At 46.5% G+C, this 26,228-nt stretch carries 19 protein-coding genes; 9 read left to right on the top strand and 10 right to left on the bottom strand.

All coding sequences use genetic code 11. The features are described 5' to 3' along the window. Positions 1–5 precede the first annotated feature (5 nt). From R3D00_13570 to R3D00_13555, 4 genes are all read left to right on the top strand, one after another. Entirely contained in the window at positions 6–527 is a 522-nt protein-coding gene (locus R3D00_13570; GenBank protein ID MEZ4774207.1) for an SRPBCC domain-containing protein, read from the top strand. A gap of 79 nt (positions 528–606) precedes the next feature. Continuing rightward, positions 607–1,815 (top strand): acetyl-CoA C-acetyltransferase, encoded by a 1,209-nt coding sequence (locus R3D00_13565; GenBank protein ID MEZ4774206.1) that lies wholly within the window; start codon positions 607–609, stop codon positions 1,813–1,815. Further along, positions 1,815–3,932, top strand: a complete 2,118-nt coding sequence (locus tag R3D00_13560) for a 3-hydroxyacyl-CoA dehydrogenase NAD-binding domain-containing protein (protein ID MEZ4774205.1) — start codon at positions 1,815–1,817, stop codon at positions 3,930–3,932. The genes R3D00_13565 and R3D00_13560 overlap by 1 nt, the downstream gene beginning before the upstream one ends. Positions 3,933–4,290: 358 nt before the next feature. Then, entirely contained in the window at positions 4,291–4,527 is a 237-nt protein-coding gene (locus R3D00_13555) for an addiction module protein (GenBank protein MEZ4774204.1), read from the top strand. A 562-nt stretch (positions 4,528–5,089) separates the two neighbouring features. Here the strand turns inward: R3D00_13555 and ahcY are convergent. From ahcY to R3D00_13540, 3 genes are all read right to left on the bottom strand, one after another. Next, complete coding sequence (gene ahcY / locus R3D00_13550) at positions 5,090–6,406, bottom strand: adenosylhomocysteinase (GenBank protein MEZ4774203.1); 1,317 nt, start codon at positions 6,404–6,406, stop codon at positions 5,090–5,092. A gap of 57 nt (positions 6,407–6,463) precedes the next feature. Beyond that, positions 6,464–7,690: a dipeptidase gene (locus tag R3D00_13545; GenBank protein MEZ4774202.1), complete on the bottom strand. Its 1,227-nt coding sequence runs from the start codon at positions 7,688–7,690 to the stop codon at positions 6,464–6,466. A 103-nt stretch (positions 7,691–7,793) separates the two neighbouring features. Next, complete coding sequence (locus R3D00_13540; protein ID MEZ4774201.1) at positions 7,794–9,083, bottom strand: energy transducer TonB; 1,290 nt, start codon at positions 9,081–9,083, stop codon at positions 7,794–7,796. A 322-nt stretch (positions 9,084–9,405) separates the two neighbouring features. Here R3D00_13540 and R3D00_13535 point away from each other — a divergent pair, with 322 nt between their 5' ends. The 4 genes from R3D00_13535 to R3D00_13520 are packed head-to-tail and all read left to right on the top strand — an operon-like array spanning position 9,406 to position 13,298. Continuing rightward, positions 9,406–10,797 carry a sialate O-acetylesterase gene (locus R3D00_13535; GenBank protein ID MEZ4774200.1) on the top strand — a complete coding sequence of 464 codons (1,392 nt, stop codon included), beginning with the start codon at positions 9,406–9,408 and terminating at the stop codon, positions 10,795–10,797. Positions 10,798–10,812: 15 nt separating this feature from the next. Continuing rightward, positions 10,813–11,901 (top strand): VIT1/CCC1 transporter family protein, encoded by a 1,089-nt coding sequence (locus tag R3D00_13530; protein MEZ4774199.1) that lies wholly within the window; start codon positions 10,813–10,815, stop codon positions 11,899–11,901. 18 nt (positions 11,902–11,919) lie between these two features. After that, entirely contained in the window at positions 11,920–12,186 is a 267-nt protein-coding gene (locus R3D00_13525) for a hypothetical protein (GenBank protein MEZ4774198.1), read from the top strand. 53 nt (positions 12,187–12,239) lie between these two features. Then, entirely contained in the window at positions 12,240–13,298 is a 1,059-nt protein-coding gene (locus R3D00_13520; protein ID MEZ4774197.1) for a trifunctional transcriptional activator/DNA repair protein Ada/methylated-DNA--[protein]-cysteine S-methyltransferase, read from the top strand. Positions 13,299–13,305: 7 nt separating this feature from the next. Here the strand turns inward: R3D00_13520 and R3D00_13515 are convergent, their stop codons facing one another. The 5 genes from R3D00_13515 to R3D00_13495 all read right to left on the bottom strand — a co-directional run bounded on the left by R3D00_13515 (position 13,306) and on the right by R3D00_13495 (position 21,143). Further along, positions 13,306–14,835 (bottom strand): hypothetical protein, encoded by a 1,530-nt coding sequence (locus R3D00_13515; GenBank protein MEZ4774196.1) that lies wholly within the window; start codon positions 14,833–14,835, stop codon positions 13,306–13,308. Between the two features lie 9 nt (positions 14,836–14,844). Next, positions 14,845–15,708 (bottom strand): hypothetical protein, encoded by an 864-nt coding sequence (locus R3D00_13510; GenBank protein MEZ4774195.1) that lies wholly within the window; start codon positions 15,706–15,708, stop codon positions 14,845–14,847. 164 nt (positions 15,709–15,872) lie between these two features. Further along, on the bottom strand, positions 15,873–16,598 hold the full coding sequence (locus R3D00_13505) for a hypothetical protein (protein MEZ4774194.1): 726 nt from the start codon (positions 16,596–16,598) through the stop codon (positions 15,873–15,875). A 47-nt stretch (positions 16,599–16,645) separates the two neighbouring features. Then, on the bottom strand, positions 16,646–19,147 hold the full coding sequence (locus tag R3D00_13500; GenBank protein ID MEZ4774193.1) for a caspase family protein: 2,502 nt from the start codon (positions 19,145–19,147) through the stop codon (positions 16,646–16,648). 202 nt (positions 19,148–19,349) lie between these two features. Further along, positions 19,350–21,143 carry an FAD-dependent oxidoreductase gene (locus tag R3D00_13495; GenBank protein MEZ4774192.1) on the bottom strand — a complete coding sequence of 598 codons (1,794 nt, stop codon included), beginning with the start codon at positions 21,141–21,143 and terminating at the stop codon, positions 19,350–19,352. 68 nt (positions 21,144–21,211) lie between these two features. Between R3D00_13495 and R3D00_13490 the strand changes: the two genes are divergently transcribed. Beyond that, a complete protein-coding gene (locus R3D00_13490) occupies positions 21,212–23,617 on the top strand; it encodes a carboxypeptidase-like regulatory domain-containing protein (GenBank protein ID MEZ4774191.1) in 2,406 nt (801 codons plus the stop codon). On the opposite strand, the gene R3D00_13485 is transcribed toward R3D00_13490, so the two are convergent. Continuing rightward, complete coding sequence (locus R3D00_13485; GenBank protein ID MEZ4774190.1) at positions 23,614–24,183, bottom strand: polyketide cyclase; 570 nt, start codon at positions 24,181–24,183, stop codon at positions 23,614–23,616. The two genes, R3D00_13490 and R3D00_13485, sit on opposite strands and share 4 nt — an antisense overlap. 65 nt (positions 24,184–24,248) lie before the next feature. After that, positions 24,249–26,219, bottom strand: a complete 1,971-nt coding sequence (locus R3D00_13480) for a heparinase II/III family protein (protein ID MEZ4774189.1) — start codon at positions 26,217–26,219, stop codon at positions 24,249–24,251. Between the last annotated feature and the right edge of the window lie 9 nt (positions 26,220–26,228).

The following is a 26,228-nucleotide window of genomic DNA, read 5'->3' as shown; positions in this document are numbered from 1 at the left end:
CTCCAATGAAAAACTTACTGATTTTTCTTCCCGTTCTGTTTGCGACCACGGCTTTTTCAAGTGTAGTGGATTCTGCTTCGAATGGGTTTACAGTCAGAACCATCGTCGAAATCAAAGCATCTCCCATGGCCGTGTATGAAGCGTTAGTCCGGGATGTGGACCATTGGTGGGATCCTGCCCATAGCTACAGCGGCGATGCCAGCAATTTTTATATGGAGCCGCGGGCCAATGGATGTTTTTGCGAACAACTCCCCAACGGAGGAAGTGTACTGCATATGACGGTAGGGCATGCAAATCCGGGAAAGACGCTGATTCTGCTCGGTGGAATGGGACCCCTACAGGGAATGGGACTGTATGGCAGCATGACCTTTAGTCTGGAACCCAAAGGCGAAAATACCCAACTGACCATGAACTACGTGGTTTCAGGTTATATGCCCGGCGGTGTGCAAAGTCTGGCTGCCCCAGTTGATCAGGTGCTGGCGGGACAGGTAAACAGACTCAAGTCCTACGTGGAAAAAAAGGAATAATACCCCAACTTCGTACAGGAAAATTCAGAAATTCAAATATTTTCCTTAATTTCAGTCTGAAATAAATACCACCCGCCCCATGACAGAAGCTTATATTTTTGATGCAGTCAGAACCCCAAGGGGGAAAGGCAATTTTAAAGGTTCGCTCGCCGAAGTATCACCTGTAGATCTGGTAGTAACCCTGCTCCAGGCACTTAAACAAAGAAATGATCTGGACACTACCCAGGTAGAAGATGTCATTCTCGGCTGTGTAACCCAAATCGCCGAACAAGGCGCCAACATCGCCAAAACCGCTGCGCAACAGGCGGGTTACTCCGACACCGTAGCCGCAGTAACCCTCAACCGGTTTTGTGCTTCCGGACTGGAAGCCATCAACCAGGCAGCGGCCTATATCATGTCCGGACAGGTGGATTTAATGATAGCTGGTGGTGTCGAATCCATGTCCAGAGCAAAAATGGGCTCCGATGGCGGTTCTATTTTTATGGATCCCAAGATCGCCATTCCGCAGTATTTTGTCCCTCAGGGCATATCCGCCGACCTGATCGCCACACTGCATAACTTTTCCCGCACAGATGTCGATGCCTTTGGCATGCGTTCACATCAAAAAGCCGCTGCCGCATGGCAGGGGGGGAAATTCAACCGATCGGTTGTTCCGGTTCTCGATATCAACGGATTTACCATCCTCGACCGCGACGAAAATATTCGTCCGGACACATCCATGGAAGGGCTGGCAAATCTCACCCCTTCATTTGAGATGATGGGCCAGATGGCGGGTTTTGACTCCGTCGCCATTCAGAAATACCCTCAGGTCGAAACGATCAACCACGTACACCATGCGGGAAACTCCTCCGCCATCGTCGATGGCGCGGGGGTCATGCTGATCGGTAGCAAAGCAGCCGGTCAAAACCTTGGACTTACTCCAAGGGCAAAAATCCGCGCTTTTGCTGTAGTGGGCACTGAACCTACCATCATGCTCGTGGGCCCCGCACCTGCCTCCCGCAAAGCGCTCAAACGCGCTGGTCTCTCAAAAAATGATATTGATCTCTTTGAAGTAAATGAGGCTTTTGCCGCCGTAGTCATGCGTTTTATGGAAGATATGGACGTGTCTGAAGACAAAATCAATGTCAATGGTGGTTCGATCGCCATGGGGCATCCTCTCGGTGCTACCGGCAGTATCATTCTCGGAACCCTCCTCGACGAACTGGAAAGGCAGGACAAAACACTGGGGCTGGCCACTTTGTGTGTGGGCGGAGGAATGGGCATCGCAACTATTATCGAAAGAATCTGATGTTATCTATTACCAACGATATACTGGAAGTTCAGTCCGATAAGGATGGCATCGCCGTCATCACACTGAACATGAAAAACCTCCCCGCCAATGTCATGAATCCCGAATCGCTCCGGGCAATTGGGGAAGCTGTTACGCTCACTGTCGAAGATCTGAAGATAAAAGGAGCGATTATCACCTCTTCCCGCAAAGAGTTTATGGCCGGAGGCGACCTCAAAGCCATGCTGACCATGACGGACCGGGAAGAAATTTTCCGGGGTTTGCTGGAATTTAATGCTGTATTGCGAAAAATGGAGACAGGGGGCAAACCCTTTGTCGCCTGCCTCAACGGCAGCGCATTGGGCGGCGGATTTGAAATTCCGCTGGCATGTCATCACCGCGTAGCGGTTTATGATCCGGCATTAAGGGTCGGCCTTCCCGAAGTCAAACTCGGCCTCCTTCCCGGCAGCGGCGGTACACAGCGATTGCCCCGGCTGATTGGCATAGAAAAGTCTCTGCGATATATTCTGCAGGGATTGACTGTGCCGGCTGAACAAGCCTTAAAAGACGGGCTGATCCATGCCATCGTTTCCTCTCCGGAAGAATTGCTGGAAGCGGGCAAAAAATATATAAAAGAAAATGGCTCCCATGTCCAGCCCTGGGATGAGAAGCGGTTTAAGGTTCCGGGCGGGGATGTGCTTACTCCTCATGGAGTGCAGACATTTAGCGCAGGCGCAGGCCTTCTCAGACAGGAAACCCGCGGCAATTATCCCGGAGCCCAATATGCCATGAGTGCTATTTTTGAAGGTCTGCTGCTGCCTATAGACAGGGGCACGACTGTTGAGGCTCGCTATTTTGTAAAAGTATTGTTTTCGCCGGAGGCGCGAAACATCATCAAAACAGGCTTTTTTGCCATCAACAAAGCCAATAAGGGAGTTGCCAGACCGAAAAACGTTCCGCCATTCGAAGTAAAAAAAGTGGGGATCCTCGGCGCAGGACTGATGGGCGCAGGAATCGCCTATGTAACGGCCAAAGCGGGAATGGAAGTTGTGCTGAAAGATGTCTCGGAAGAGGTGGCGATCAAAGGGAAAACCTACAGTGAAGGATTGATTCAGAAAGACATTTCCCGCGGAAAAACCACCGCAGAAAAAGGGAAAAAATTGCTGGATTTGATCCACCCGACAGCAAATCCGCAAGATGTGGCGCGCTGTGATCTGGTCATTGAGGCTGTATTTGAAAACCGGGAGCTCAAAGCTGCTGTTACCTCCGAATCAGAACAGGTGCTGGCAGAAACTGCCATATTTGCCTCCAATACCTCCACCATTCCCATCACTGGACTGGCAGAATCATCGATCCGACCCCAAAATTTTATCGGCCTTCACTTCTTCTCTCCGGTAGATAAAATGCCGCTGGTGGAGATTATTGTTGGGGAAAATACATCTGAATACGCCCTTGCAGGTGCGATTGACTATGTGCTGAAAATCAGGAAAACCCCGATCGTTGTCAACGATAGCCGGGGATTTTTTACATCGCGCGTATTCAGTACTTTTACAATGGAAGGTATCGGCATGCTGACCGAAGGCATTCCCGCCGCAATGATCGAAAATGCTTCTAAGGATGTGGGTCTGCCTGTTGGAGCGCTTGCCGTATCTGACGAAGTAAATCTGGGCCTTGCACAAAAAATCAGGAAGCAAACCGAAGCAGATTTGGGAATAAAGGATACCCGTCCGGGAGCTTTGGTAGTTGACAAAATGGTGGACGAGTTTGGCAGAGCCGGAAAAAGACAGGGGAAAGGATTTTACGAATACCCCGCCAATGGCAAAAAACATCTTTGGCCCGGGTTGAAAGAACATTTTCCGGAAAGAAAAGACATTCCCGACTACGAGACGATTAAAAAGCGGTTGCTACATATACAGGCACTGGAAGCGGTCAAATGTCTGGACGAAGGCGTATTGCGCTCAGCAGAGGATGGGGATGTGGGTTCGCTGCTGGGCTGGGGTTTCCCGCCCTATACAGGGGGCGTCTTGTCTTATATAGAATATGTAGGAGTGGGAAAATTTGTCGCGGAATGTGAGGCTTTTGCCCGGCTGTACGGGGAGCGGTTTTTGCCGCCGTTGTCCTTAAAGGACCGAATTTAACCGAGCTAACGTTGGGTCAACCTCGAAGGGCACTAAGGTGAGTCGTTCTTTGTGCCCCTTGTGATTGCCTTTGTGCCCCTTGTGGTTCCTTCCTGGCAAAACAAAGAATAGTCTTTCAAGATTTTTAATCGACGATTTGCTCAAAGAGGATAAGCCACGAATGGCACGAATTTACGCGAATGGTTTTTGCGCTGATTTTCGTGGTTATTCGTGTCGAAGATACCTCAGGTAGGATTCGTGGTTATTTAAAGATTGGGCCTGATGAAGTCAGCCACGAGTAGTACAGAAGTATTTTCAACTCGAATATTCCCAAAAAATTCGTACCTTAGAGATCATACAACTGATCTTATATCTGGATATGTCCGACAACCAGCAAACCATTCTCAATAACATATACACACGACTTACTGCTAGTGAGCGATTTCATCTGGCGTTAATCCTGCTAAACGATTTTGATCCGGAAGATTCAATTGCAGAAATTCCCGAAACTTTCAAAGCCGAATACCGGTCGAGAAAACAGGCTTTTTTAGATGGAAAACTAACGGCTCGGCCCTGGCGTGAAGTGTTACAGGAAATGCAGGTACAAAAATCATAATATCCCAGGTTGAAAATTTCTGGTTAACATAATTTTAACCACAAGGAACACGAGGGATTCACGAAGGGCACTAAGGTGGATGTTTTCTTTGTGTCCCTTGTGGTTGCCTTTGTGCCCCTTGTGGTTCCTTCCTGGGAAAACAAAGAATAGTCTTTCAATATTTTTAATCGGCGATTTGCCCAAAGCGGATAAGCCACAAATGACGCGAATTTACACGAATGGTTTTTGCGCTAATTTTCGTGGTCATTCGTGGGATTCGTGGCTGACTTTATCAAGCCAAATCATAAATAGCCACGAATGACGCGAATTTGCACGAATGGTTTTTGCGCTGATTTTCGGGGTTATTCGTGTCGAAGATACCTAAGGTAGGATTCGTGGTTAATTTCTATTTGACAGAAACGACCACCTAATCAATCTGGTCGAAGCAAAGTTTTCAATGGTGAGTTTATTGTTAATCAGGCTGTTGCAAAAACACTCAGAGAAAAGATTGGTAGAAGAATAAAAAAAGCCACTCCTCGCGGAATGGCTTTTGTATTTTCGATCGCCTTTCGGCAAAAATAGACTAGTAACGGTAATAATCCGCTTTGTAAGGTCCCTGCTTGTCGACACCAATATAGCTGGCCTGCTTGTCATTGAGTTCGTCGAGCACTACGCCGATTTTGGCGAGGTGAAGGCGGGCTACTTTCTCGTCGAGATGTTTAGGAAGGGTGTATACCTGATTTTCGTACTGATCACCATTTGTCCAAAGTTCCAGCTGCGCCAGTGTCTGGTTGGTGAAAGAGTTGGACATTACGAAAGAGGGGTGTCCGGTAGCACAACCGAGGTTAACCAGACGACCTTCCGCGAGGATGATGACATCTTTTCCTTCAATGGTGTAGAGATCCACCTGCGGTTTGATGACATTTTTGGTTTGACCATAGTTTTTGTTCAACCATGCCATGTCAATTTCATTGTCGAAGTGGCCGATATTACAGATGATGGCTTTGTCTTTCGCAAGGCGGAAATGTGCTTCAGAAATGATATCGCAATTGCCGGTAGCAGTTACAATAATGTCTGCTTCTGGAATAGCATCAATCATTCTTTTTACTTCATAGCCATCCATGGCAGCCTGAAGCGCACAGATCGGGTCAATTTCAGTAACAATCACCCGTGCACCTGCACCGCGGAGCGAAGCTACAGAACCTTTGCCCACATCCCCATAACCCGCAACAACTGCAACTTTTCCTGCAATCATCACATCCGTAGCGCGGCGAATCGCATCTACGAGAGACTCTTTGCAACCATATTTGTTGTCAAATTTAGATTTAGTTACAGAGTCATTAACATTGATCGCAGGCATAGGCAGCGTACCATTTTTCATTCTTTCATACAGACGGTGAACGCCGGTAGTCGTTTCTTCACTAAGTCCGCGAATGTCTTTAATTAATTCAGGGTAACGGTCGAGTACCATATTGGTCAGGTCTCCACCATCGTCGAGAATCATATTCAACGGCTTCTGGTCTTCGCCAAAAAACAGGGTTTGCTCAATACACCAGTCAAATTCTTCCTCATTCATGCCTTTCCATGCATACACCTGAATACCAGCAGCAGCGATTGCCGCAGCAGCATGATCTTGTGTTGAAAAAATATTACAGGAGGACCAGGTAACTTCCGCACCCAGTTCGATCAGCGTTTCAATAAGTACAGCAGTCTGAATGGTCATGTGAAGGCATCCGGCAATGCGGGCACCTTTCAATGGCTTTTTCGCACCGTATTCAGCACGCAATGCCATAAGGCCTGGCATTTCAGCTTCAGCCAGCATAATTTCTTTTCTTCCCCAGTCAGCAAGGGTAATGTCTTTTACTTTATAAGGAAGGTAGGTTGTTTTAACTTGAGCCATTATAAGATATGATTTGATTATTTATACAAAAATACTTACTCATTATAAATTAAAAAACTAATGTTTTGCGAATCTTTCTACTTCGCGCCAAACACGAGCCAGATTCCCAAAACATATTTTCTCAATATCCTCATCTGAAAATCCTCTTTTCAACAATTCCTCAATCAGATTGGGATAATCGGAAACATCTTTCAATCCTACCGGCAGGCTATCCCCTACTCCATCAAAGTCAGAACCAAATCCCACGTGATCTACCCCCACCAGTTTAGCTACATGCTCTATATGATCTGCTACAACTGATACGCTGGAATATTGTTTTCCGATTTTCTCGCGATACGACTTTGAATAGGCTTTATAGGCAGAATCCTGACTGGTCAGGTTGTTTTCAATGGCCCAGGCGCGCAAGTGGTCCGCGACTTCATCCCATTGTAGTCTTATTTTTTCATCCAAAAAAGTGGAGCCAAAATTGATCATGATTACCCCACCGTTTTGTGCCAGCAGGCGTATCATATCGTCGTTCATATTTCGCTGAAAACCTGGGGTAAAATGCCGGCACGAAGAATGAGACGCGATGACCGGAACTTTTGTAATGGCCATCACATCATAAAAAGTACTGTCTGAAACATGCGATATATCCACCATAATTCCGGCTCGATTCATATTTCTGACTACCGCTTCACCAAAGGGGCTGAGTCCGTTCCATGTACGTGTGGTATCATAAGACGAATCGCAGATTTGATTGTCTTTGCCATGTGTAAGGGTAATGTAGCGAATCCCTCTTTGGTAAAAATATGCAACATTGGCGGTATCATTTTCCACGGGGGCGCCATTTTCCATCCCCATAGGAAGCGAAATCAACCCTTTTTTAAAGTTGGCCTCCACCTCTTCAGCCGTATTAGCCAGGGCAAACTTGTCGGGGTATTGTTGGGAAATACCGATAACCATATCGATAAGACTGTCGGCAAGGGATTTCGATTTTCCTGCGGTAAGTTGGTTTTCAGAGGGAATATAAATCGACATGAAGGGCGCATCTAAACCGCCTTCCCTGGCGCGGGCAAAATCAAAGTCTCCTTTTTCATTGATGGCCATGTCGAGGTATTCTTTTTCCAGTCGGAAATTTTTCACTTTCAGCCGGTAGGGCAAATCCACATGGCCATCGGCCATGATAAAACGATGGGCCAGTTCCTTCGCCTTTTCATTTAATGACTGGTCAGAATCTGACGAGGGTTGGCAGGCGACAGCCAAAAACAACAAAATGACAATCAGGGAATGTGATATTTTCATCGGGCAAGAATTTTATGCTGCAATATTACAGGATAATTTTACCAAAATGAAAAGACCTGGTACCAGGTACCAGGCCCTCACATTCCACAAAATCGCAAAAATACTAATGACAAATTCTTTGCATCAGCGACAAAACCCGTTGCTGTTTATCTTCTGACAGACCATATACCAATGCCTGATCGAGCTCCTGACAGGCCTCATGGTCGGCCCCTATCGCTACCATCGCCAACCCCTTTACCAGATAGGCCTCTGCATTGTGAGGATCTTCCTCTATAATTTCGGAAACGGTGGCAAAAGCAGACTCAAAGTTTTGAATTTTTATCTGTGTCCATGCATCTTGAGTTCTGCCTGAAAATATCGGCACAGGCGGCGCGTCGGACACCCGTACACCTTGTGTAAATGGTTCATCAAGATACATTGACAAATTCTCCGACTGAATTTTTAACAATTGATCGTCAGGATCAATGGTCCGCATCCGGTTAAGCGCACCATTACATACCTTCAGGTCAGCTTTTGCCAAATGATATTCGGCAAAAACATCCGTCTGTTCCCACAAATCTGCAGGGTACATACGAGTCACCCAATAAAAATCATTCATGGCATGAACCTCCTCACCCATATTTATCGATGCTAATGCGCGGTTGAGAAAAACTGCCGGTCCGATTTTTTGAAGGTCTTCAGGTACTTTTCCGGTTGTATTCAGATAACCAACAGCCTCTGTAAAATCTTCATGGGCATGTTTCCAGTCCCCCATTTTCCCATACGCCTGTCCGCGGTAAAAGTGATTAAATACCAATAAAGAATAGCTCTTCTTTTTTCGGGGCGTATAGCGGAGGCCCCGGGAAAAAGCGGCCAATGCTTCGGTATATTTTTTCTCATCCATACAGGCGATACCCTTTTCCAAATACTTATTGCCTTTCCGGTTATTACTCAGCATTTTATGCGCAAGCGTCTGTTGAAACAGCATCGGGTGTTTCAGTTCCTGAATATTTTCGTTGACCCCGCGGGGATTAAATACAATGGACAAATTGACCCAATATTTCACCGTTCTATTACCTATTCGGGCAGGGGTAAACCGCAATTTTCTGATATATGGATCCGCCGCTTCCATCAGCAAAGGATCAATCAACCGGGTGATTTTATGCTTTTCATAGGACCCATCTTCATTTACCAACACACGAAAATACATTTTACCGCCTGTATGACTCCACAGTGCCTTGGCAGGATACGGAATTTTACTTTGTATTTCAGACAGATTGAGGGGCTCTGGTTCCTGATCAACATACATAAACTCATGAACTCCCGGTTCATAGGACGATGAGATTCCAGAAGGTTGAGAAAATAATAGGGTGGTAATCCAGAGCAAGATGAGAATGCCTGTCAAGCCTTTCATCTAAAATGCAATTTGGTTTTGTTTGACAGGAATAAATTTATCCAATTAAATAACTGAAAAACAGCCCCTTGTTTGCTCTCGCGATTTTGCGCGAATAATTCCAGGAAAGAATATTACAAATAATAAAAATATTTGCCCCTCAATTTGGATAAAGCCCTTATTCATTTAAAAAAAAGGCTTTGGGGGTGAATGAAGTGGTTGTAAGACAAAAGAATAACCGGTATAATTACGCAAAAGGAAAAATGTTGGATATTGAGCTGACTGAATCGTTTCTCCAACAATAAGAATTGAGCCAGGTTGACAAGAACAAAAGAAAATCCCTATGAACGCTTCAATTTATTACAAAAGACTGCTTCTGGTTTTCATTATGGCAATTTCCCATACATGGATCTATGCAGATATTTCTCTTCCCGGTATTTTTACAGATGATATGGTGCTCCAGCAAAATGCTGAAATTACATTCTGGGGATGGGCTAAACCTCGCGAGAAAGTCCATATCTCTTTGCCCTGGCTGGATTCTGCACTTGTAACTGAAACTACGAATCAGGGCACCTGGCAAATGGTCGTCTCTACCCCCAGGGCAGAAGGAAAACCTTTTGATCTGAAAATCAGCGGGTATAACGAAACCATTCTGCGCAATGTGGTTCTGGGCGAAGTATGGCTTTGCGCCGGACAATCCAATATGGAATGGACTGCCGGGGGTGGAATTGATGGAGCCGCAGATTTTATTGCAGCAGCTGATTATCCCCAAATCCGATTCTTCCGGGTACCTCACCGTTCTGCCCTGACCCCACAAGATGACCTGAAAGGCCAATGGGTTTCCTGCAACCCCCATACCATGAAAAGCTTCAGTGCAATCGGCTACTTTTTTGGAGAAAAAATTCATAAGGAGTTAAAAGTACCGGTGGGACTGATAGACGCAAGCTGGGGAGGAACCCCGGCAGAAATATGGATGGCGGCAAAAGTCATATCAGAGGATGAATTCCTGTCAAAAGCCGCATCAACGCTAAAACCCGCGCCATGGGGGCCTGTAGAACCAGGCAGAGGCTATAATGCCATGATCGCTCCTCTGACCCGTTTCAGGATTGCGGGCGCACTCTGGTATCAGGGAGAGTCGAATGTGGGAAATGCGTATGCCTATACCAAAATGTTTTCGGCGCTGATCAACAGCTGGCGGGAGGAAAGAGGGTATATTTTCCCCTTCTATTTCGCGCAGATCGCACCGTATAAGTATGGAGAAGGGTTTGGCGGGGTAATGATTCGCAACGCCCAGCGCAAAACGCTGGAAGTACCGCAAACCGGCATGGTCGTTACCAGTGATATTGGCAATATTGAAGATATTCACCCCCGAAATAAAAAAGATGTTGGGATGCGTTTTGCCATGCTGGCGCTTACCAATCACTATAAAACCTCGCAGGCGGAAGCCTCCGGGCCACTCTATAGAAGCTTTGCAGTTGCAAAAAATAAAATCACCGTTTACTTTGACCATGCCGAAGGCCTGAATGCAAGAGGAGGTTCTCCCACAAATTTTGAAATTGCAGGCGAAGACGGAGTATATCATCCGGCCGAAGCTGAGATCAAAGAAAATACTGTCGTAGTGGTGAGCAAAGCAGTAAAAACACCGGTGTCTGTTCGTTTTGCCTGGGCAAATACCGCAGAACCCAATTTATTTAACCATGCAGGACTTCCTGCATCATGTTTTCAAAGTGAATAAACCCAAATACAGAAGATGAAAGAGTGGATTAAATATTTGCAGGATGAAGTAGATGCTGCATTTTTGTACAGAACCTTATCCGAACTCACCTCCGACACCAAGACCATCAAGATTTATAAGCAGTTGGCCGAGGTGGAAGATCGCCATGCTACCCGCTGGCGGGAACTGATAGAAGAAAGTGGAAATCTGGCTCCTCAAATTCTCCCCTCCCTCAAAGCTAAATTTATGCGATGGGCAGCCGTAAAGTTTGGCCCGGGTTTTCTCAAAGATGCCATGCTCCGGGAGGAAGGAGAAGAGGTGAGGATCTATCTGGATCTTTACCAAAAAAGTAACCCCGGCGCTACCAAAGAACTGGCCCTTGATCTGGCCAAGGATTCTGCGCATCATGCAGGGCAATTAACCCCAGAAGATGCCGGAGAGCCCTGGCACAGCGTAAATGCCGGTGGTATGCTTCGCAATGTGGTTTATGGTTTTAATGATGGACTCACCGCCAATTTTGGACTTATTGCCGGGGTGATCGGTGCCAGTTCAGCCGACCATGTCATCCTGATTTCAGGGCTGGCAGGAATGATTGCAGATGCGCTTTCGATGGGCTCTTCCGGTTTCCTCGCAGCAAAAAGCGAGCGGGAAGTTTTTGCCTACGAAAAAGAAATGGAAGCGCGTGAGATCCTTCTGATGCCAGAAATTGAAGCGGAAGAGCTCGCACTGATTTATGAAGCGAAAGGCATGTCGCGTGAACAGGCCGTAAAACTCGCCAATGAGGTCATTCAGGAACCGGAGCGTGCCCTTGAAGAAAAAGTCAGAGAAGAACTGGGGATTTCAGAAAGCTCTATAAGCCCGCTCAAAGAAGCATGGACAACCGGTCTTGCAACGGCTATTGGCGCCCTGATTCCAATTTTCCCCTTTTTTATCTGGAAAGGCATACCGGCCATTGTTATATCATTTATTATTTCGATGATCGCCCACTTTGGTGTAGGTGCTGTCAGAAGTTTTTTCACCGGACGAAACTTTTGGCGAAGTGGATTCGATATGTTTGTTGTAGGCTTTGGGATTGCCGCAGTGGGTTATGTGATCGGCGAATTGGTACTCAAGTATTTCATGTAAATCAGTAAAAATCAGTTAGTGGATAAAACAATCATTCTGAATACGGCCCTTGATTTTATCAATCACCTCGAATACGCCGCCATCCGGCGGGTAGTGATTGAGTTACAACTCAAAGATCAGCCTGATGTCTGGAAAAAAGTTTTTATCAAAAGAATATCTGCCCGGGACAATGAATTCTCCGTGCTAACAATTGGCGGCGAAACGATTTCCGGAGCAGATATTCTGGCGCTTATCCCGCCTTTTGATGATTATGATTCCGATGCCATTAGCTGTATGTGCGGGTAAAAAAATGCTTGTCTGATTTTCGGTTGCCATACCTTTGGGTCCTGTCTACCTTTATGAAAAAAAGTATGCTGACAGAACAAATCATGTATCAGGCGCTGGTAGATAAGGACTCTGCTTATGAAGGCACCTTTTTCGCTGCGGTAAAAACAACCGGTATATTTTGCCGGCCTACCTGCACTGCCCGGAAACCCAAAAGAGAAAATGTAACATTTTTCCAAACAACCAAAGCGGCAATGCTCGCAGGTTACCGCCCCTGCAAAGTCTGTCATCCGTTAGAAAAGGCAGGTGAAACTCCGGCCTATATACAAAGCCTGTTGGAGGAATTCGGCAACCAACCTTCTCTTAAGCTGAAAGAACATGATTTAAGGCAGAGAGGTATAGAACCAGCGACGATCAGAAGATGGTTTCTCAAACACCATGGGATCACTTTTCACACCTATCAGCGGGTATTGCGAATCAATTCTGCATTTAAAAAAATACAAAGCGGAACTTCTGTAACAGGCGCTGCATTTGATTCAGGCTATGAGTCGCTGAGTGGGTTTAATGATTCATTCAAATCTATTTTTGGCGTATCACCATCCAACAGCAAGGAAAAACAGGTTATTGATCTCACAAGGCTGGAAACGCCTTTGGGCACCATGATTGCCTGTGGAACGAAAGAAGGCATTTGCCTGCTCGAATTTTCCGAAAGAAAAATGCTGGAGACAGAGTTTAAACAGCTCGCCAAAAAGTTACATGCGACCATCATCCAGGGGGAAAATCCTCATTTTGGCAAACTACGGATTGAGTTAGATGAATATTTTGAGGGGAAGCGGAAATCTTTTTCCGTTCCCCTGGTAACTCCCGGCACAGATTTTCAGCAATGTGTCTGGAATGAATTACAACAGATTCCCTATGGGAAAACACGTAGCTATAAACAGCAGGCAGCAGCCCTCGGAAAACCAGACGCAGTCCGTGCAGTTGCCAATGCCAATGGAATGAACCGGATAGCCATTATCATTCCCTGTCATCGGGTAGTTGGCAATGATGGAAGCCTTACAGGCTATGCCGGAGGGCTTCACCGCAAAAAGTGGCTGCTCGACTTTGAAAAACAAATGGGATCAAGCCAATAGGGCTGATTTACAACGCGACAATCTTAGCACTTTGGCCCTCCACATCGGGCAATACCATACCTAAATCTGCATTGATATAAGTCGGGTCGCAGATCACGTATTTTTTGTTTTGATAGCGGATAAAGTCGCCGGGAACATCTGAAGTGAACTTCACCGCCGTAGCCGCATGGCCGGGGAACAACAGCCCCACTACTTCAAGGCCCATGATTTCTTTTACCAGGTGGGCAAAAAGCACCGCACGATCTTCGCAATCACTATATGGATAATACAAGGTTTCGTCACCAAACAGATAACGTTCCTGCCCAAATTGCTCATTGTCAGGCTTGTAAGCAAAAGCTGTCTGCACAAAGCGGAGAATCAGATTCACCCCTTCGGCTTCCCGGTTCTGATCGGGGCGCACAGGCATGTTTTTCACAATTTCCTGCAAAGCTACTACCATCGATGCATGGGCAGGTGCTGAAAGCGGAGCAGACATATAGATATCCAGATCTACAAAAGGATAGGTCTCATAAAAATCCACCAGATGGGTATTGACTTCCAGCGGTACGGTGTACGATTTGCCTGCATAAGAAAAGTTTACGGTTTTCTTTCTGGACTGGCCAGTAAACAGCGGCGCACTTTTCAGCTGAAAATCCATTACTTTTTTGGCTTCAGGATGTTGCGCCTGAAAAACTTTTGCCCGCAGCAATTCGGGGTTTCCGCCATCGAGGTCTATCGCATAGAGTTTATTGTCTTTCCCCTGAAGATAACTTTTGCCATAAAGCACATTTTTTGAGGGCAACATCAGATACATTTGGTTGCTTTCGTAGCTGACTGTAGCGATGTAGCCGGCTTTGGTGAGAATAAACCAGTTAAACAGGGTACGCGCATTTTTATCGTTAGGGTAGATTTGCTTTGCCATTTCATTTACCAAAAGGGCAAACCCCCAGTCGTTGAGTTTCAGGTCGCGCGCCTGACGGGAAAGCTGATATACAAGAAATTCGTAAGGAGTTTTTTCCAATTTTTCCCATTCATCAGCAATGGCGTTGGTGTTAAGTGTACCCGGCATACCAAACTCCATACCGGAGTCATAGTGTAAAGCCATTTGTTTACCGAAATAAGCCAGGCGCACTTCCCTGTCCATTTGATTGACATCCGCCTCCATCTTCGGGTCAGGTGGCGATGCAGGAGGTTCTGGCTCCGGATTTACCCGGAGGTCAGGTGTGGCAGCTATTCCTTCATCAGAAGGCAGATTCAAATCGGGAATGACCCGCATTTCCTGTTGATCTTTGGGAATACGGATAGCAGGATCGTACACCTTCGGAATAGATGGCTCGGGAATTTCCGGCGCAGCTTCTCCTTCGATAAACTGCATATTGAGCCACATGCGACGCACCTGATTGGCAAACTGAAGGTCCACCCTACGCTGCTGGTTTTCCATCTTCATTTGCACACGCTGACGCATAGCTTCCATTTTTTCTTCCCAGGTCTGCACCTGCGCAGTAGCTGTAATGACCAGACTACTGAGAAAACAAAGGATAATGACTGACTTTTTCATGGTAAAAATTTATTCCTTACGGATCATAATATCGAGTCGTGCGACTTCCATGTCTTTGTTGTACTGCTTGTTTTTGGCAAGCCATTCGTGAAAGTTTTCTGATTTCAGTTCCATGGGCATTTCGACCGATTCATTTTTACCGCCCTTATACAAGGCCGGTTTGGTTATAGGCTCTTTGGTGAAAACAACAAATATGCGGTTCTGATCTACTTCTTCATTGGCAAAGAGCTCATACTCATCCACATAGCTTTTTAAGCCCAATTGGTCTTTGGCGCCGGAAAACAAGATGTATTCCTTATCGGCTTTTATCGGTACGGCATTTATCTGGCTGGAAGGCATATTGCGGTAGGGGAATAATCGCTGAGCCGTATAAGCATCCGTGAGATAAACAGTAATATATCCATCTACCGGGCTTTTGAGGTAAAGGTAAAAAGACTCCCCATCCTTAAACTGCGAGGTTTCACAACCTGCATTTTCACAATCCAAAGCTTTGATGGACAGGTCAATATGTGGTTTTTCCAACTGCTGTACCGTTCCTTTCACCTTGCAGCTGATCCAAAACTCGCCGTTGTCGCTGGTAAAACGTTCACAGCCCTCATCAATGGTTTTTACCCATTCGCCATTGACATAAGTCTCCGCAATCATATTAAAGATCTGGGTGGTCTCGACCGTTTCGCCGGTATTTTTATTGCGTACAGAGGTCGTATTCCCCTGAATAATCACGGTTCCAAATGCCTTTTCAATCGCATCCACCATCGCTCGTTCAATGCAATACTGGCAGGCTTGTTGTTCTGAAAAATTTGAATTGGTCAGACTCAGCTGGTATTCACCAGTAGATTTTTGCGTTTTTTGGGCAAACAATGTCCCTGCCATTAGTAAGTATAATGACCATACAAGTAAATTCCTGCACATTACTGTATTTGTTAGTGTTGGGTGATCCGAAGATTGCCACAAAAACTCAAAAGCATAAAGATTGTCAGATGTTTGGCCCTCATGACTTTGAGCTTTTGCGGCAGATAGGTTATTTCACAAAAATATTATTTACGGAACAGAGTATTGATTTCTTCAATCAACTCGTCAGCTTCGCCTTCGAGCTCCTGGCGTACTTTCATCTCCAGTGCTTTTTCTGCTGCAATCATTGCTTCTTCCACGCTGTAGTACATTTTCACGGCAACTTCCATGTCTGATTTGCCTACGTTGCGGTAGATTTTGAAAGCAGGTTTTACGTAGGAGAGATTTTGCACGATGTAGTTTTTACTTCCGGCAACAAATTTTGTCAACGAATTGCCTTTTTCACGATCAATCTGGTCGTTGGCAATTTTCCCTTCGATGATCTGGTTGACTTCGTTGGAAATCTGACCGGCGAGCTGAAGTTTTGCGGCTTCCATGGCCTGCATTTCGGCAGCAGTCTGGGTTTTACCTACACCGTTTCCATCAGCAAACAGGTATTTGGCAGATCCGTCAGCATTTTCCTGATACTGCTTCATCCAGATACGCTCCAGTTGCTTTTCCATGGGCATACTTCCGGGGAATACCATATATCCATCTTTTTCAAGGCTACGGCCTTCTTTGCGTGCTTCTCTGACCGGCTGATCCTTAATGTCTTTTACCAGTTCTTTTTTCTCTTTTTCGGTGATTTTGCCCATTTTCCTGGGGCTAACTTCTTTCGGCTTTACGACATAGTCCTGAGCCATTGCAGGTACCGCCACAAACAGGGCGAGAACGAAGGAGAGTGCGAGGGTAATAATTTTATGAGACTTCATGATAATCAATGGTTAATTGTTAATTGTTAATGTTTAATGGTTAATAGCTATTGATTGATGATTACACTTTCATTTTGGCCATATACCTCTGGGGTTTGTACCCGGTTTTTGAGGCGTCGGGCCATATAAGGCACCTGTTCATTGATATAGGTGCGCATTTCTTCGAGGGTAATTTCACGGTCGCGGTTGGCGTTGGCTTCTCCCTGAAGCCCCTTGAGGAAATAGTATGTGAAGAGCGAATGTGATTGTTCTGCATACCAGGAGGCGATTTCTGCGCCACTGGCTGAGGTAAACACCATCGCTTTGGGGTCTTTGAGTACATTATTGCCTGACTTGATCCTGACAAGTGAAGCCTGCGGAATCAGTGTTCCACGGTCAGAAGATCCACTGAAACAGGCGTCGATCACCACCGTCAGCGTGCGATATTGGATTTTGCTCAGGTTGTCATAGAAGGTTTTGATTCCATAACCATTAAACCTGACCAAAGAAGGATCGCAGTCAACCGGTACAAAATAGGCTTCTTCGGTCTGAAGATCGGGTGCGCCGTGTCCGCTGTAAAAAACAAACACATCTGATTGTCCGGGTTTTACCAGATTATACAATCTCGCCTTGTGATCTTGCACAGTTCCAAAAATTCCGTTGAAATCTGCCTGGGTCGCGTTAGGAAGAAAGATGATATTGTTTTCATCAAATCCAAAACTCTGAACCAGATAGTTTTTCATACTGGCCGCATCCTGTAACGCAAAGTCAACGGGAGGCACATCTGGGTTGTTGTAATCTCTGTTGCCAATCACTACGGCAATAGCGTTGGGATTTTTCTCAAATGTGCGGGGCAGATTCCGGTCTACATCAGAAGTCAGGCGAATATCCTTCACATCATATGTGGGATCGGGCTTGGCATTTACCACCACACGGGAGTTGACTTCCAACTGTTGGTTGATATGAACAGTCATAGTCTGCTTTGTGCCGTAATTGCCGTATTCTTCCGTTATTTCAGCGATGACCGGCACTTCTTCCCCTTCGTACCGTTTATTGGTAAAAAATTCAAAATCAATGATCTGGCTTTGGCCTGGGCGCAAAGTTCCGAGGTTAAAAGTATTTTCTCCTGCAGTAAATACATTATCGGGAAGAACCATTTCCACCTGAACATTATCTGCATCACCGCTACCTGTATTCTGAACTGCTAATTTCAGGGTAATGGGTACTCCCAGCCGCATTTTGCCCCCCAACTCAGTAGCAAAGTGAAAATCTGCGATTTCAAGTGCCGGAGGCATAAACTCCTGCGTGGGAATCGTGATATACAGGTTGTCAGAGTCAAAGCCATTTTTTTCCAGCACCTGAATAGTAAAATCTGCCTTACCAGATTCGAGTGATATACTTCCGTACACAGGAACCACCACTTCCATTTCCTGCTGAGCTTTCAGATCACCGATAGAACGCTCTTCGTCAAATTCCAATCCGTTGATTCGGCCTTCTTCCACCACACGTACCACAAGCGCTTCGGCATCCGCAGGACCATTGTTTCTGACTACAAAACGAATATTTGTTTTTTCATTGGCATCGATCCGGTTATTTCCGTCTGTATCCGAGAACGTCAGATCGCGGGTTTTAACTGAAGCAGGTGCTCTGCGAGAGGAGGGAGTAACGGGTTCTGGTGAACGAGTCGGGGCCTCTTGACCTAATGTGATCGCCGGATCGTCTGTAGGAGGGTGATAGGTAACCCGAGGTTCATTTGGCGAAATCAGATGGTAACGTAATCCGTACTTTTCCAGCAGGTGGACAAAATCATAGCTGGTACTAACCCCGAGAAAATTAATATCGCGGGACAACCATTCGAGTTCATCATAACCATAATCCAGTGCATTTTGAAGATAACGTACTGCACCGGGAGCATTTCCCATCAAAGCCTGAAGCCCGGCCATGGTGTAGTGATACTGCGCATAAGTTTCTCGCTCAAAATTTCCGGAGTTGGAGATCAGGGAGTTCATTTCACGCAGCGCATTATCCTTGTCGCCCAAAAAGTAACGACAGAAAGCAGTTTGCACGGTAGAACTGCTGCTGAGACGGAGTACCTTTTCAAAATCTTTACGGGCAAGATTCAGATCGTTGTAGATCAGATAATTGATTTTTCCCCGAAAATAATAGGAGTCGGTAATATCAGGGCGATAAGAGATGGCTATGTTAAAATCCCTGATCGCTTTTTCATAGTCCTGAAGGATATACCAGCACAATCCCCGTTGGTAATGCATACGGGCAAGCTTACTGGCTTTTCCTGAAAAATAACGAATGGCAGAATGGTAGTCTTCCAGAGCCTCGGCATATTCACCTTTCTTAAAATGCTCGGATGCAAGATGGTGGTAATAATCTCCATCATAGGGATTTACACGAAAGACACTGGTATAAGACTCAATGGTCTGACGTATTTTGTCGAGTTGGCTTAGGGTACCGCCGGATTCATTGTAGATGGTGGGAGACTGTGCCAGAGTCATTCCACACAACATCGTATGTAACACAAACATCCAAAGGGCAGCGTAAAGTTTAGGGCTCATAGGGCTAGTGCATTTGGGGGTCTCGCATGTTATATTCAATGACAATCGGGATGATTTGGGGTTGCGTGATCATTAAAAAAAATTTACACGATCTATCAAATAAATCCTTTTCCCGAGTTTACGTCAAAAATACACCGAGGTCACCCACCAATACACGAACGTGTAGGATGGCTTAGCAAGCGTGTTGATATGGGATATGATTCTAAAAAAAGACTTTATCAATTACCCAGGCGACCTCCCGGCGGGTGATCGGTTCCGACGGACGGCGGTTGGCTTCTTCCATCCAGTCTTCCAGCCATTCGTTGTCTTTCAGGTTTCTGTTGAGGGCAAGGGCCATCTCGCCATAAGTCAGAGGCAGATCAGCATCTGCGGCTGTGAAATGCCCTGCGGATTCCTCCCCCCCAACTTTTTCCAGAACAGCCTTTACCTCCTCATGAGAAATAGTACTATCCGGATCAAACCAGGTCTGGTTGGCCCATTTGTAAGGGACTCCCCTGCCCCGCATCAGTCCGCGTACGCCCATTCGCTGGATAGCCTGAAAATCGCGGTCCGCTGGGGTAACATCCAGATAGGGCAATAGCCAGCAACCGGCGTCAAGCAAGGTCTGCTGAAGGTCAGAAACGGAAAGCGCTCTTGGCTCGATATTCTGTTTTACACAAAGTCCGGCAGCAGCTCCGGCTGCCTGCCCGATGAGCATCACACATGGCTGCAAACGGGTAGCCCCGTTTAAGATATGGGAAACAGATATGCTCTTCTCGGCAACGATGAGTCCGTCAATCGTTATGGGAATCATCGCGCCAAATGGAACTGAAAAAGAAGGGATTGGGGGAAATTCTTCCGGCCGGGTATGAGGATTTTTGTCGTGGTGATGGTCCAAAGGGTAATCGCCTACCGCTATTGCCTGTTCATACAAAGGGCGGTCAGGATCTGCATACGGGTCTTCTACATCTTCAACTGTCAGTTGAAACAGCCCTTTTACCCGCCTCGCCTCGCGATGATAGGGTTGGGAGGGCAACAAATCTTCTGTGGGAAATTCGTCATCGGCGAGTCCCAACTGGGTGAATCCTGCCTCAGTCTGGAGAAAATATAGTAAACTCAATGTGCGGTTTTTTGCAGCGATATAGGCCTCCTGCCGCTCTTCTTCCGTCATCGGAATCGGATTGAGGTAATAATCATTTCCATTGTTGGGCCAGTTGATCATATATTTTTTGCCTGGTAATCTGCCATAGTTCAGCACCGTCTGGCAATCGGGAACTTTGGTATCCGGATCGTCGCAAACCTCTTTACATATACAGTGAAATTCTTCCGGATCGTAGCCCTCAGGTCGGGAAATGATCCGGTTTTGTCCGGGACCATACTCTTTTAAAATAGCCGCATAGGTGATGTCTTGTATATTATCATCGTGAGGGTTTGTTTCACTGTCCTGCCCGGTCAGGTATTCGGCGCCAGCCAATTCCAGTACATCACCCAGCTCCGTGGCTTCGATAATCACTTTGGCCATGACCGTCCGTATCTCCCCCAGCTCGTTTACAAAGCGTGCGCCGGTCACACGATTTCCTTTTTTTAAAACTTCTACAACCCGATAGCCGTGAATGCGACTGAGTGTTCGTTCTTTGTCGGCCAGTTGGTTCCAGAACCGGTTGCCTATATGGGGCTCAAACAATGTATTACTCACCCATCCGGTAGCGACAGAATCAGGTCCGCCGTAATAATTGTAGAGCATCTGCCGCCATTCGCCCCATAGTCCGGAAGGAAGACGATGGTTGCCATCTGTCGCAGGAACCCCGGCAGAGGTAAGCATACCGCCCAACCAGTGAGTAGGTTCAATAATTATTGTATTGGCTCCACTTCTTGCAGCCTGTATCCCCGCAGTAACCCCGCTTGCTCCACCACCAATAACCAGTACATCAACAGATACATAGTCTTGTTCCGTAGTACAAGCTGAAAAGAAAAATAGCCACAAAGCTATAAAAAAGGACAGAAACTGAGAATTCATAACAAAAACTGTATATTCGTTTTGACTATTCGGACTAAATCTAAACAATTTCTTTCTAACCCGGATATATGAAATCGATTACTACTATACTACTGGGGCTTTTTTTGCCCGTTTTTCTATTTTCCCAGACAAAAACCCAGACGATCCGAGGAAAAGTATGGGATGCAGTAAGTCAGCAACCCATTGTAGGAGCTACCGTCTTTGTGGAAAATACCGAGCCAAGGATCGGGAATATCACGGATTCACGCGGTAATTTCAGGCTTGAAAATGTTCCCATAGGCAGAAGAACTGTTATCTGCAGATATACAGGATATGGCGATTATATCAGCGACAATCAAATCCTCACTTCTGCAAAGGAGCTGTATCTGGAAATTGCATTGGATGAGCAAATCGGAGAATCGACCACCGAAGAGGTATTTATTACTGCCAAAGAATACCCTACGCAGGCTGTCAATAAATTATCGGTCGTAAGCACACGTTCGTTTTCAGCAGAAGAAACCCAGCGTTATCCCGCAGCGGTCAATGATCCCGGGCGAATGGCTCTTGCTTTTCCGGGTGTCCAGCAGGGAGGGGATGATTCCGAAAACGACATTATTATCCGGGGAAATTCATCCTTCGGTATGCTCTGGCGTCTGGAAGGCATCGACATTCCCAACCCCAACCACTTTGCCCGTCCGGGTACCTCCGGGGGTGGAATCACTGTTTTCAGCGCACAGTTGCTTGCCAATTCTGATTTCTCCTCCGGGGGAATGGCGGCCGAATATGGCAACGCTATTTCAGGCGCGATGGATGTGCATTTCCGGAAAGGGAATATGGAAAAACGCGAGTACCGCACAAAACTCAGTCTGCTAGGGCTGGATTTTGCAACGGAAGGCCCCATTGGCAAAGGAAACAGCTCTTACCTCGCCAACTACCGGTTTTCGACACTCAGCCTGCTCAACAAGATGGGCTTCTACCTGGTCGGCGAAAGAGTGGAAAATGACTTTCAGGACTTGTCATTTAACCTGGCTTTTGACGGAAAAAATGGCAAAAGTTTTACGACTGTCTTTGGCATGGGAGGACTCAGTCTGGAACATTACCTGCCTGTAGCAAACCCCGCAGAAAGAGATTCGGGCGTAGCCAACCACTGGGAAGATCGTATACAGGGAAGCAATATGGCCGCACTGGGGGTTACGCATACCCGACTGCTGGATGACAAGTCCCATTTGAAAATTGTAGTTGCCGCGCTCCATAGTGATATTTTCAGAGATTACGACGTGCTTGATTTACAGGACAATCGATTTAAATACAACGACGAAACCTACCTTGACAACCGCATCACTGCCTCTGTCACCTATCAGCGGAAGTTTTCGGAAAGAACCAGCCTGAAGACTGGTATGTTTTTCCATCAGACCTTTTTCACTTTCAACCGGGAGTCTTTCCCGAGAAGTGCAGTCGGCGATATCACCAATACATTTTACAACAAACAGCTGAGCATCAGCGGAAAAGGCAATACGCAAACCCTGCAGTATTATGCGCAGTTTAGCCAGCATCTCACCGAAAAGCTCGTGCTGAATGCCGGCGCGCATTTCTTCTGGTTGCTGCTCAACAATACAGGAACTGCCGAACCCCGGGTTTCGCTTTCATGGTCTCCGCTCAAAAGGCATAAACTGAGTTTTGCTTATGGCCTTCACAGCCAGATGTTGCCATTAGGCGCGTATTTTTATGCACGAAGGGATACAGCTGCCGACCAGACAGTTACAGTGACTAACCCCAATTTTGACCTGAAAATGATTCGCTCACATCACCTGATTCTGTCTTACAATTTCATTGTAGGCAAAGGATTACGGCTCGGTGTAGAAGGTTATATGCAGCGTTTGTCGAGAGTACCTGTACAACCGGATATGGCTTCCGTCTGGTGGATGCTCAATGATCAGAGCGGAATTGCACAGTTTGAGCTTACCAGCGAAGGAAAAGGCCTCAACTATGGTGTAGATGTGGCGCTGGAGAAGTTTTTTTCCAGAGGCGTATTTTTCCTGCTGACCTATTCTCGGTTTGAGTCAACCTACGAACTACCGGATGGCAGAATATTCAATACCCGTTTTGGCACAAACTTTTCATCCAGCTATACATTGGGAAAAGAGTTTACCTTTAAAAACGAATCTGTACTGCAGATTGGGGCCCGGCTGCTATACAATGGCGGCTTTCGCTATACGCCTCCCGATTTTCCGGCTTCTGAAACTGCAGGAACCTATGTTGCAGATATAGCCCAAACCAATGAAGGCCAGGTAAAACCTTATTCCCGTATTGACGGGCGGATTTCCTATCGCACCAACAGAAAAGGCAGAGCTTCCAACGTATTTCTGGATATCCAGAATGTAACAGACAGAAGAAATACCCAAAACATCGGCTATGACCCGGTGAAAAAGGCGATTTATTACAGGAATCATCCCAGTGGGTTAATTCCTATTTTGGGATATCAGCTTGATTTTTAGACTGTGGAGGCAGGCACCGAATAGGCAGCCTGCCGGTTTTTCCGGTAATAAAAACGATGAGGATAAGTAGCCAAAGGAGGAATTGGAGCCTGTTCCCGGGGTTTATTTGCCCGGATTCGGGCGATTTCCAGTTTGATACTCTCCAGGCCTTTATTCATTGCCCAATGATGATTAAATGAAAAAAGCGGTCTCAGCGCGAATGAAAAAAGCCGGAAAATGACTTTATCTGCCAAAATCTCCCAGTCGTAGGTGATTTTGGCAATGGGGCCGTCCTGGGTCAGACTCCATTTGCCATATCCATTGAAATCACCCTCTGCCTGAAGTTCCAGATAATCAGGTAGCTGATTGACCGTCTGCTGAAATTTCCAACGAAGCGTATAAGGCAGCCAGCCCTTAGTAAACAGATGGTAATAGGTTTTGCCATCTGATATTTCCTTTTCAATACCCAAATACACAGAAGGCCACCAGAGCGGCAGGTCCATCGGACGATTCAGGATATCGGCAACCTCTTCTTTAGAGGCAGAGATTTCCCAGTTTGTAATGAAGTGATACTTTACGCCAGACATGGGTATAATGATTAAGCCATCACATTAACCAATATTATCAAAAACAGAATATTGCTTTCTCTCATTCAACGTTGCCCCATTTCCGAAAATTTGAGAACCAATTTCCCTTTTGCAAGATTTTTTTTACTGGTAAGCTGTATTCGCCCCACGCGTTCTCCCCAAACGCCTCCAAGCAGCGGATCTTCGACCGTGATCATCTCTACAGAAGGAAAAAATATCTGGCTGTCAAAATCCAGTGAGATAAACCTGTCACCGTTTGTTTCTGGTACCCGAATCAGGATTCTTCCCGGCATCTGTACAATCGCTGTATCGGGGATCATCAGATTTAAGACGATTTCCTCTGAGGCTACAAGCAGAAAGTCCTCTGTCAGGGAAATGGTTTGGCTATTGCGGTCCAGCACAAAACTGCGTTGCCATTTTTGTACGCCTGCTTCAGGAGGATAGGCTTTGGCTATTTCCGTTGAAAAATTCACCTGATCTTTGGTTTCGCTGAATAATAAGTTTTCGGCTTTATAAGGCCAGCCCTCTTTCTGCATAAAACCGCCGATTGTGGGAAGGTTGTGATACCCTGACTGCATTGTCCAGATGGCATACCGGTCGTCGGAGAAGGTTTTTCGGGTATAGGTTTCCACACCTACATCTATCAATGCAGGAAAACCGTCGAGGTAAATCATAAAACTACCGACGTCGTTGTGGTTATGGCTGTGCCCGTTGTTTCCACCGCTGGCGGCCAGGCAAAGGCCGGAAGCACTTCCCGTTTTCATTCTGGCGACCATGACTTCCGATTCTGGCAACCATACACTGGCGGGTAATGGCTCTGTCGGGCGTGCCAGAATGAGTTCTTTCCGGTTAAATAGTTCGGGTACACGACGCCCCATAGTATAACCTCCGGTGGGTTTGTACAATTGGTTCTGATCCTGGGCGATAAACGCGCCAAAACCCATCATATCGGCGTCCCCAATACGTTTCCCAAACCGGTAAACCATATCGCCTGATGGGTGAAGAATGGCACCCGCGTCGGCAAAGTTGATAAAATAAGGCCCGCCGACATGGGTATAATAAATATACTTTGCCATGTTTTTTATCAGCGGATGATCGTAGAAATTTATTTTTCCATCTGAAGCTGAATAAAGCAATTCCAGACAATCAAACAACGATGCCGCAGCACGTGCCCAATAGGATGGGCCTTCGTCGCATCCGCCATCGTCGGGGTACTGGTTGATAAACTCGTCGGTTGACCGAAGGATTTTGTGAATCGCCTGAATTCTTCTTTCAACATCATCTTCCATCAGTAATACCATCGCCAGCCAGTTGCTGTTGATCCAGGGAGTCCAGTTGTTAATACCTTTTTCATTGCGCTGAAAGCCCATCCACCAGAAATCTTCGCGTTCGAGATTGACATCAAGTACCCGCCGTTTTATTTCGGCTTTAATACGGGGACGCACAAGCGGCGATACCCGATCCAGTTCGTCGCCGAGCAGATAGTAGGTCCAGGCAAGGAGGGCACCAGTCTCGGCGGCAAACAGATCAACCGTAGGTTCATCGACATCAGGTAGGCCGGGGCCGGCAGATTGCAGGTACAGGTGTGCAGGCACGCCCCAGTACGACTCTTCACAGATCAGCCAGAGTCCATTGACAATCTGATCGGTAAATCGCCCTTTTCCTTCGATCATTTCGGCCATGACCAGATCGGCAACCATTTGCCTGCGCTCATAAGAAATATCCTGATAATGCGAGCGGTTGCCGTTTCTGGTAAATTCCAGCGCAAGACTGGCGGTAATAGAGGGCCATTCGTACCGAAGCGCCGCCTCGCCAAGGGTAATATGAATCTGCCGAAAGGCAGGATCAAGGGCCTCCCAGGGCTGCCGCTCTGAATAAGCAGGCCAGGGAGACCATTTTTCCTGTGGTAAAATTTCTTCTGAAAGTAAGGCCGGTGTATATGCCTTACTCAGCAGGTAACGGGGATATAATTTGATTTGCGCCTGAAGGGAACCCAAAGACAGCAACAGACAAAAATATATAGCTACCTGCTTCATATCTGCTTA

The organism is Bacteroidia bacterium (assembly GCA_041391665.1).
Taxonomy (GTDB): Bacteria; Bacteroidota; Bacteroidia; order J057; family J057; genus JAGQVA01.
Note: the sequence above shows the minus strand (reverse complement) of the source record. Positions and strands in the feature narration are given on the sequence as shown.

What these genes read in the sequence shown, in the direction of transcription:
- R3D00_13570 (MEZ4774207.1), top strand. Translation starts at nt 6, where the DNA reads ATGAAAAACTTACTGATTTTTCTTCCCGTTCTGTTTGCGACCACGGCT.
- R3D00_13565 (MEZ4774206.1), top strand. Translation starts at nt 607, where the DNA reads ATGACAGAAGCTTATATTTTTGATGCAGTCAGAACCCCAAGGGGGAAA.
- R3D00_13560 (MEZ4774205.1), top strand. Translation starts at nt 1,815, where the DNA reads ATGTTATCTATTACCAACGATATACTGGAAGTTCAGTCCGATAAGGAT.
- R3D00_13555 (MEZ4774204.1), top strand. Translation starts at nt 4,291, where the DNA reads ATGTCCGACAACCAGCAAACCATTCTCAATAACATATACACACGACTT.
- ahcY (MEZ4774203.1), bottom strand. Translation starts at nt 6,406, where the DNA reads ATGGCTCAAGTTAAAACAACCTACCTTCCTTATAAAGTAAAAGACATT.
- R3D00_13545 (MEZ4774202.1), bottom strand. Translation starts at nt 7,690, where the DNA reads ATGAAAATATCACATTCCCTGATTGTCATTTTGTTGTTTTTGGCTGTC.
- R3D00_13540 (MEZ4774201.1), bottom strand. Translation starts at nt 9,083, where the DNA reads ATGAAAGGCTTGACAGGCATTCTCATCTTGCTCTGGATTACCACCCTA.
- R3D00_13535 (MEZ4774200.1), top strand. Translation starts at nt 9,406, where the DNA reads ATGAACGCTTCAATTTATTACAAAAGACTGCTTCTGGTTTTCATTATG.
- R3D00_13530 (MEZ4774199.1), top strand. Translation starts at nt 10,813, where the DNA reads ATGAAAGAGTGGATTAAATATTTGCAGGATGAAGTAGATGCTGCATTT.
- R3D00_13520 (MEZ4774197.1), top strand. Translation starts at nt 12,240, where the DNA reads ATGAAAAAAAGTATGCTGACAGAACAAATCATGTATCAGGCGCTGGTA.
- R3D00_13515 (MEZ4774196.1), bottom strand. Translation starts at nt 14,835, where the DNA reads ATGAAAAAGTCAGTCATTATCCTTTGTTTTCTCAGTAGTCTGGTCATT.
- R3D00_13510 (MEZ4774195.1), bottom strand. Translation starts at nt 15,708, where the DNA reads ATGGCAGGGACATTGTTTGCCCAAAAAACGCAAAAATCTACTGGTGAA.
- R3D00_13505 (MEZ4774194.1), bottom strand. Translation starts at nt 16,598, where the DNA reads ATGAAGTCTCATAAAATTATTACCCTCGCACTCTCCTTCGTTCTCGCC.
- R3D00_13500 (MEZ4774193.1), bottom strand. Translation starts at nt 19,147, where the DNA reads ATGAGCCCTAAACTTTACGCTGCCCTTTGGATGTTTGTGTTACATACG.
- R3D00_13495 (MEZ4774192.1), bottom strand. Translation starts at nt 21,143, where the DNA reads ATGAATTCTCAGTTTCTGTCCTTTTTTATAGCTTTGTGGCTATTTTTC.
- R3D00_13490 (MEZ4774191.1), top strand. Translation starts at nt 21,212, where the DNA reads ATGAAATCGATTACTACTATACTACTGGGGCTTTTTTTGCCCGTTTTT.
- R3D00_13485 (MEZ4774190.1), bottom strand. Translation starts at nt 24,183, where the DNA reads ATGTCTGGCGTAAAGTATCACTTCATTACAAACTGGGAAATCTCTGCC.
- R3D00_13480 (MEZ4774189.1), bottom strand. Translation starts at nt 26,219, where the DNA reads ATGAAGCAGGTAGCTATATATTTTTGTCTGTTGCTGTCTTTGGGTTCC.